This is a genomic window from Enterobacter sp. EC_50 (assembly GCF_019584525.1).
Taxonomy (GTDB): domain Bacteria; phylum Pseudomonadota; class Gammaproteobacteria; order Enterobacterales; family Enterobacteriaceae; genus Enterobacter; species Enterobacter roggenkampii.
Map to the genome: position 1 here is coordinate 1 of NZ_VDAF01000046.1, position 8,928 is coordinate 8,928.

The following is an 8,928-nucleotide window of genomic DNA, read 5'->3' on the forward strand; positions in this document are numbered from 1 at the left end:
CGACACTAAAAGCGAGTATTAAACACAAAAGAGCGATGTGCGCGATGGATCCGGAGTACCTTTTGAAGGTTCTGGGAAGCCTTTATTTACGGGAATGTTCATGATTTTTCCGTGGACTATTTGCAGTCATGGGATCTGTTATCGACACTGGATCGAGAGCTGGATCTTAAGGGGCATTATCAAAGTCATCAGGCCGATTTTTTTTCGCGACTATCGGGCGATGCAAGCCGAGAAGATTTTATTGAATACTACCGAAAGCATTTGACGTTACATCTAGATGACTTATCGGGGGTTCTCACCATCGAATTGCAAACGTTTGATCCGGACTACTCCCAACGGGTTGTCACATTGATGCTCAAAGAGTCAGAGCAGTTTATCAATCGTTTAGGGCATAAGATGGCTCTGGATCAATTGGCCTTTGTTGAGAAAGAGGCCGATCGTGCTTATCAGCGAGTCCAGACCGAAAAGAATAAGGTTTTAGCCTTTCAAAATAGCCATCAATTGCTTAGCCCTGAGTCGACCAGTAGTGCTCAGGTTGGAATGATCAATCAAATTGAGGCGGAATTGGTTCGTCAACAAACCGAATTAAAACGCCTAAAAAGCTATATGAAATCGACGGCACCACAAGTGGTCGCCGTAGAAACCAGCGTTAATGCACTGAATAAGCAGCTCCAGCAGGAACAGGGGAAATTAACCGGAGTCGATAAGGATGCCATGAACGAAATCACGGCCAGTTATCAAGAGGTTCAAGCCCGTGCATCCTTGGCTGCCGATTTTTATAAAACCAGCTTGATTAGTTTGGAGCAAGCTCGGGTAGAGGCCTATCGCAAAATTAAACATCTTTTAGTTATCAGCCAACCCACGTTGGCGGATAAGGCTGAATATCCACGCCGTCTCTATAACTTGGCCACAGTCGGCGTTCTCCTTTGCCTGTTTTATGGCTTGGTCGTGATGGGCCTTGCGACTTTGCGTGAGCATCAGGACTAAACGCGCTACCCAGTGCCATTGACACCTAGAGGTGAACAACTGTTATTACAGACTCCAGGTGAAAATATGGTCAGGTAACGGGATTGCAAATGCGGTATCTCCCGTCATTCAAATGCCATCGCATAAGATTTGACGTGTGAATAGACATAAAATTTTCATTTATAAGGTTGGCTAGCAAAAAAATGGAAAATCAGCACAATCACTCCAGCGAGCTTGGTTTTGACTCTGACACAAAGCACGTTAGCAACTGTGTGAGCAGTCTAATCACGCGATCTATATTTTGGCGGCCCCAGTACCTCTATTCTTCTGCATGGCTGGAACATATTCCTTTTGCATTTTGGTTGGTCGAGTCGATTAGGCCAAAGCAAATAGTGGAATTAGGTGCTCATTATGGAACTTCCTATTTTTCGTTCTGTCAGGCAGTCGATAAATTGGAGTTAGACGCACAATGTTTCGCGGTCGACACCTGGGCTGGAGACGAGCATGCCGGCATTTATGGGGAGGATGTTTTTCAGCATGTTTCTGAGCACAACAATCAGCACTATTCTGGCTTTTCATCCCTAGTTCGCAGTAGTTTTGATCAAGCGTTGGACCATTTTATGGATGGGTCAATCGACCTGTTGCATATTGATGGGCTACATACTATTGAAGCGGTACGTCATGATTTTGAGAGTTGGTTACCCAAGCTTTCTGAACGATCCGTTGTCATTATGCATGACACGAATGTGCGTGAGCGTGGCTTCGGGGTGTTTGAACTATTTGATGAGTTGAAACAGCAATATCCCCATTTTGAGTTTGCCCATGGGCATGGCCTTGGGATTGTTGGCGTCGGCTCCCAGCAATCTGAACTGATGCATAATCTTTTCTCCGTGTCGGCTAATCCTGCCGCAGTGCATCAGATTCAGGAGATTTTTTCCAGACTAGGTAAAGCTTGTTCTGATGATTGGGATAAACGTCAATTACAGCAACAGTTGGTAACGCAGCAAGCTAAATATGATGATCAACGGATGATCGAGCAGGAAGAATATGCTTTGCATCGAGGGCAACTGGCCGAGAGAGTTACAGCGCAACATGACCAGATTAGTCAACTCACCACTCAGCTCGCTCAATCACATGAAGCGGTAAAACATGCCGCGAGTCATAGTCAAACCATTCAAATACAGCTTGATGAGGCTTTACAGCAGTTAGACAGCCAAAATGCACAACTGACAGCGCTCAATGAGGTGCTTGTGCAACGAGCGGAAGCGACAGTCGCCGCTCAGGAACAAATTACTTCGCTCCAAGCCGCCAATCAGCTACTCGAACAGCAGCGACATGGATTGCAGCAACAGGTCAATGTATTGACGCTCCAACAAAGTGAGCAGACACAACTTGCAGCGCAATTAACGCTCTCACTCAGTCAAAGCAACCAAGCGTTGTCCGCTAGCAGCCATGAGATTGCCCGTCTGCAGGGGGTTGTGGACCAAAGCCTGCAGCAGCAGGGTTCACAAGAGAAGCTGCTGGCAACGCGCGATCGCACCCTCAATGAACAGCAGCACCAGATAACAGAATTATTGCAAGCGTTGGACGCTGAGCGTATGTCAACGGAGACGTACCGGAGTCAACTGGCCGATGCCGAAGAGTCATTACTATGCTCCCAGCATGAATCTCAGACCTTGAAGCAATCGTTAACAAGCCAGGAACAAGCTTTAGTCGTCACTAATGCAGAGCTCACTCGTTGTTCAGCTCGAATCCAGCAACTGGAACAGCAGTTACAAGTAAGCCATGACCAGCAGTCGCTCAGTCAACAGCAGCACCAGCAACAACACAGCGCATGGCAAATCGAGCTGGCGGCATTGAGCGAGCAGCTGCGGGAGCGAGCGCACGAACTGACGACCATGACTGATCATTTGGCCCAGCGCGAGCAAGAACTAGCCGCTGTGCAGGCAGAGCTCAGCACCGTCACCGGCCAGAGTCAGCAACTCGAGCAACAGCTACAACAAAGCCGTGACCAACAGGAGCTGAGTGAGCAGCAGCACCAGCAACAACACAGCGCATGGCAAATCGAGCTGGCGGCATTGAGCGAGCAGCTACGGGAGCGAGCGAATGAACTGACGGTCGCGACTGATCATTTGGCCCAGCGCGAGCAAGAACTAGCCGCTGTGCAGGCAGAGCTCAGCACTGTCACCGGCCAGAGTCAGCAACTCGAGCAACAGCTACAACAAAGCCGTGACCAGCAGGAGCTGAGTGAGCAGCAGCACCAACAGCAACAGGCTGAATGGCAGGCTGACCAAGCGTTGCTAAATGAACAACTGACAAGCCGTTATCAGGAGCTAGCGACTCTGACTCAGTGGTTAGAAGAACGTGACCAAGCACTAGTCGCTGTGCAGGCAGAGCTCAGTAGTTCTTCTTCCCGGACTCAGCAACTCGAGCAACAGCTACAACAACGCCGTGACCAACAGAAGCTGAGTGAGCAACAGTACCAACAGCAACAGGCTGAATGGCAGACTGAACAAGTGTTGTTAAATGAACAGCTGACTAGCCGTTATCAGGAGCTAGCGACTCTAACTCAGTGGTTAGAAGAACGTGACCAAGCGCTGGTCGCTGTGCAGGCAGAGCTCAGTAGTTCTTCTTCCCGGACACAGCAACTCGAGCAACAGCTACAACAAAGCCGTGACCAACAGAAGTTGAGTGAGCAGCAGCACCAACAGCAGCAGGTTGAATGGCAGGCTGACCAAGCGTTGTTAAATGAACAGCTGACAAGTCGTTATCAAGAGCTAGCGACACTAACGCAGTGGCTGGAGGAAAAAGATCAAGCAATCCAGCAACTAAACACATTGGTGGCACAACAACAGCAACAAATGGTCGAGCAAAAATCTGACTTTGCGCGACGTGAACACGAGATCAGCCGGCTCAATGCTCAGTTACTTGACCAGGAGCGCAAATATCAAGATCTTTGCATCCAGACAGAGCGCGATGCCCAACAGCTGCGGGAACAGATTGAACGCCTCACACAAGAAAATCACGCTCTAGATACCAATATTGCCGAACGATTTGTCGAATTGGCCAGTATGACGCGGATGGTGGAGCAACACGCCCGTGAGGTCTCCCGCCTTGAGCAGAAGCTGGTTCAAGCAAAAGAGCGGGCTGCCAATCTGAAACGTACTATCTCTTGGCGGCTTACCGCGCCGGTACGCGCCATAGGTCGCACATTTAAAGAAAAACAAGCTGCGCACGGTGAAATCGCCGCTTATACACATATTGCTAATTCTGGACTGTTTGATGATACCTGGTATCTACGCAACTACCCGGAAGTTGAAAAAAGCGGTATTAGTCCAATAGAACATTATCTGCGTTATGGTGCCGCTGCAGGATATAACCCAGGTCCGGAGTTTAATACTCGATGGTATTTAAATACATATCCGGATGTGGCTGAAGGTTATATCAACCCACTGGTGCATTATATTGTCCATGGGCAACATGAAGAAAGGTCTTGTACTCCTAAGTCTTGAATTTCGACTTTTTATATTACTGATCAATAATAGACAATGATATGGATCTGAAAATGGAATCGCTGAAACATATATTGAATAAATCTGAACTGTTCGATGGCGAATGGTATAAAAATACTTATCCCGACGTATCTCATCTTGGCATGGAACCAGCGGAGCATTATATTAAATATGGTTGGCGAATGCTCCGCGATCCGAGTGTTGAATTTTCTACTCGCTTCTACCTAAAATTTAATTCAGATGTGAAAGAAGCAGGAGTGAACCCTCTGGTTCACTATATCACGCAAGGGATCAACGAAGGTCGTGTATGTAAGCCAGCTGCTTCGTCACTATTCAAAGATGGCATCACGAGCCCTATATACATTAAAAATAGCCAGCTTGATTTTGACTTTAAATCACCTGTGAGAACAATTTGTTTCTACTTGCCACAATTTCACGCATTTCCTGAGAATAATGAGTGGTGGGGTGATGGCTTTACTGAATGGACAAATGTAAGACCTGCGAAACCCCAGTATGAAGGGCACTACCAACCACATGTACCCGATGAGCTGGGTTACTACAACTTGCTAGATGTTGAGACTCAACTTAGGCAAATTGCGTTGGCTAAACAATATGGCATCGATGGTTTCTGTTTTTATTTTTACTGGTTTGCAGGCCACCGCTTGATGGAGCAACCTCTTCTAAATTATTTGGATAATCCTAATCTCGATCTGCCGTTTAGTTTGTGTTGGGCAAATGAAAACTGGAGTAGACGCTGGGATGGTCTGGAAAGCGAGATTCTAATTGCACAAGATCATAGCCCCGCCGATGATCTTGAGTTTATTAAGTATGTATCGAAATATATGCGAGACCCGCGCTATATTCGTGTCGATGGTAAGCCATTACTCACTATTTATCGCCCAAGTCTACTTCCAGATGCAAAAGCAACAGTAGAGCGCTGGCGTACCTGGTGCCGTGAGAATGGCATCGGTGAAATCTATATGGCATATACGCAGTCTTTCGAAAAAGAATCTCCTGAAGTGTATGGGATCGATGCAGCTATTGAATTCCCTCCTAACAACTCAAACATTCCAAATATCACTCATCAAATCGCAAATCTGTCTGATGATTTTACTGGAAATATTTACGACTGGAGTGAGCTGGTAAAGCGTAGCGAAAATTATACGGATCCTGGCTATCAGTTTTTCCGCGGTGTAACCCCCAGCTGGGATAATACCGCCAGACGAAAGAACAATGGCACGATTTTGTACGGAAGTTCACCTTGTCTCTATCAAAAATGGCTTTTCAATGCCGCATTGGAAACCACACAGCGTATTGGTAATCCAGAAGAACGTTTCGTATTTATCAATGCCTGGAATGAGTGGGCTGAAGGTGCTCATCTTGAGCCTGATCAGGCGTATGGATTTGGTTATCTGGAAGCTACCCGTACGGCATTGATCCGGACACAGCTTTGCACTCAGTCAGACCGTCGTCACCAGAACAAGCTGGCCGTTGTCATTCACGCTTTCTATCTCGATATCCTGGAAGAGATCATCCAGGAATTGCAGGGGGTGACCACCTGCCAGATCAAACTGTTTGTTACAACGCCAAACCAACAGGAGCAGGCCGCACGGACCATGCTGCAAGCCTCTGGTCTTGATTATCATCTACTGCCGTTGGAAAACCGCGGCCGTGATGTCTTGCCCTTTTTGAAAATCATGAAGTCAGTGATTGCCGACGGTTATGACTATATTGTTAAGGTGCATACCAAACGTTCCAAACATCGTGAAGATGGCGATAAATGGCGTGATGATCTTTATTCAAAATTGATTACGCCACAGGCGATTGATAATGCGATGAATATTTTTAAAGAACAGTCCAAGGTTGGCATTATTGGCCCGGAAGGTCATATTGTTCCCATGAATTTCTATTGGGGCTCCAATGCCGAGAAGGTTGAAAAGCTGTGTTATCGGATGGGTTATAAGCTGGATGATATTCGTGAATTAAGTTTTGTGGCTGGTACTATGTTCTTTGCTCGGACAAGTGCGATTAAACCACTGATGAGTTTAGGTATTACTGATGATGAATTTGATATTGAAGCGGGGCAGATTGATGGTACCCTTGCACATGCTATTGAACGGGTTATTCATGTTTCTGCTTATAGTTTATATTTGAATATTCTAAGCACCGAGAAGAATTGCATTAGTGCCAGTGCTAACTATAACTTTGCAGTGATGGGATAAATATGCACATCCATATAAGTAAAAAACTCGTTAGTGGTATAAAAGCATGGCTCGATACACCTATGGACGCCTCGCAAATATCAGAAATGGATGAAATAACATTTTCTGGGTGGATTGTTGCGAATAATTCAATAAATGTGTTCTTGCAGGATGAAGATAACAATAGGTATTATATAAATGTACTTAGGGAAGATGTTGCCAAAAAAATAAAAAGAATTAAAGATCCAAGTGATTCCGAATCTGTTCTTGGTTTTTGCTTTAAAAAAAATATACATCCTAATTCTTGTTTGAAAATTAATATTGATGGGGTTGTTTATGATTGGATTTCTTTTCATATAAGGCGAGGCACGATTGTGTCACCTAATGTTATTGAATTTTGTGATTATTTTGATCTTAATAAAAAAAATAACCCATCACTTAAAATAGACAAATACACATCAAACGACATTATAGAATCACTTACACTCGGTGATGTTGAATATTGTCTGCGCACTGAACAGTTGAGTCATAAAACAGCAGATGATTGGCGCAAACTTGCAAATTATTTGCATGATGGAACCCTTATAAAAGACATCGGTGAAAGTGGAAAATTGAAATTACCGTGTATGAATAGTAATGTGATTATAACGAGAAGCTTTATCGGAGGTGATGTAAATTTTGTCGAGTGTAATGATGGGGATATCATATTCTACCTTATTCAAGTTACAAATTCAGGTGACGCAATATATTTGCCACATGTGAATACGTGTATTGTGATAACAAATGTTACCACGCCAATCATTTCCGGTTTGATTGGTTGTCTTCGAATATCACCGCCTGATAAAAATAGCGTAAACAAATGTGCAGACATTGAGTCATTTCTTGTCGGTCATTCCCGGCCATATCATTTTTTATATGATTCTTTGTTAGGATTAGAACTTTTTAGTACCATAACTGAGAAGACTGATGTATCTGTCATCGGTGTCGTTGGTTGGGATTTTATAAGCCCAATAGATTTGTTTGAATGTGTTAGTAGTTACCAAGTTTTAACGAAAGAACAACTAGGTAATTACTCGAAAGGGTGCATATTTAGACTTGGGTTAAATTATTCAGTTGCAATCGAAATTGAAAATATATTTAATAATTTAGACGAAAGAATAAGGAAGTTGTATAGTCAAAATATTGATAGCAGCCTTGCAAAGGCATTTCCAATTATTTGGGTAGGTATTACAGGTCAGAAAAGATCATGGATCGAGCAAGTTGATGGTTACGCCAATATAATTAAAAAATTACATAGTCACTTTCCCTCCCTAGCAGTCATATTTGACGGTTGGACCGCTCCATTGAGTCCTTCATCTGGTGATTGTAAATCGATAGAAGAAGATCAACAAGTAGTAGATGAAATAAAGAAGCTAATTCCAAATGACATATTAACTATTGATGTAGTTGGGTCTACAGTTAGTAGAAAGATTTCCTATGCGCAAATGGCTGATTTTTTTATCGCAAACTATATGACTGGGTCTGTGTCGATTGCAAGATTTGCTCGCAAGCCTGGTATCGGGCATATGAGTAATATCTCGGATTATATGGCACAAATGCATTGCCATTACTCAACGGTCCGAGTTGACACAAACCATATTACAGACATTATCGATGATGAGAGCATTAGAGCTGACTTTGTCAGCTATAGTATAGATTGGATACATATTTATAACAGCTTAGTTGAAATAATGGATTCGGTATCTGTAGCCAAAATTAGACGACTTACTGATAAATAACGGCATTAGCCAGGTACCTTTATCAATCACTCACTTGAATGTGCTACGTTTTTTATGTGTTATGGAATATTCATAAGGATTGTAATGTGACTAAAACAGTTGCTTTTGTACCATTGAAACTAAACAATGAACGTTTACCAGGTAAGAATACCAAATCATTCTCTGATGGTGTGCCACTAGTTAGTTGTATATTACAGACCCTTAAGCAAGTATCAAATATTGATGAGATTGTTGTGTATTGCAGCGATGATGCGATCATTAATTTTCTTCCCGAAGGAATTAGATTTATCAAACGCTCTACAAGTTTAGATCTAGCAACTACAAAAATTAATGAAGTATTGACTTCGTTCGCCCATCAGGGAAAATTCATGAACATGCCCGTATTTACAGGCTTCGTAGTGTAGCAGGTTCTCAAATTTTGAACTTTATGAGTTAGCGCTATCACACAACAATCAATTATCCGATGATCGA

The 8,928-nt window shown here is 43.7% G+C and carries 5 protein-coding genes; all 5 read left to right on the top strand.

The annotated features are described in order from the left end of the window. Positions 1 to 111 precede the first annotated feature (111 nt). Positions 112 to 987: a sugar transporter gene (locus tag FHC48_RS22495; protein WP_259281196.1), complete on the top strand. Its 876-nt coding sequence runs from the start codon at positions 112 to 114 to the stop codon at positions 985 to 987. A 182-nt stretch (positions 988 to 1,169) separates the two neighbouring features. After that, on the top strand, positions 1,170 to 4,478 hold the full coding sequence (locus tag FHC48_RS22500; protein ID WP_220420605.1) for a class I SAM-dependent methyltransferase: 3,309 nt from the start codon (positions 1,170 to 1,172) through the stop codon (positions 4,476 to 4,478). Positions 4,479 to 4,531: 53 nt separating this feature from the next. Beyond that, entirely contained in the window at positions 4,532 to 6,700 is a 2,169-nt protein-coding gene (locus FHC48_RS22505) for a glycoside hydrolase family 99-like domain-containing protein (protein WP_220420606.1), read from the top strand. A 2-nt stretch (positions 6,701 to 6,702) separates the two neighbouring features. Beyond that, the gene (locus FHC48_RS22510; RefSeq protein ID WP_220420607.1) at positions 6,703 to 8,457 is read left to right on the top strand and encodes a hypothetical protein; all 1,755 of its coding nucleotides are present in this window, start codon (positions 6,703 to 6,705) and stop codon (positions 8,455 to 8,457) included. Positions 8,458 to 8,543: 86 nt separating this feature from the next. Further along, positions 8,544 to 8,861 (top strand): cytidylyltransferase domain-containing protein, encoded by a 318-nt coding sequence (locus tag FHC48_RS22515; RefSeq protein WP_220420608.1) that lies wholly within the window; start codon positions 8,544 to 8,546, stop codon positions 8,859 to 8,861. Positions 8,862 to 8,928: the final 67 nt, after the last annotated feature.

Bases quoted from the DNA above. Each gene is read 5' to 3' on its own strand.
- FHC48_RS22500 (WP_220420605.1), top strand. From the start codon at position 1,170: ATGGAAAATCAGCACAATCACTCCAGCGAGCTTGGTTTTGACTCTGAC.
- FHC48_RS22505 (WP_220420606.1), top strand. From the start codon at position 4,532: ATGGAATCGCTGAAACATATATTGAATAAATCTGAACTGTTCGATGGC.
- FHC48_RS22510 (WP_220420607.1), top strand. From the start codon at position 6,703: ATGCACATCCATATAAGTAAAAAACTCGTTAGTGGTATAAAAGCATGG.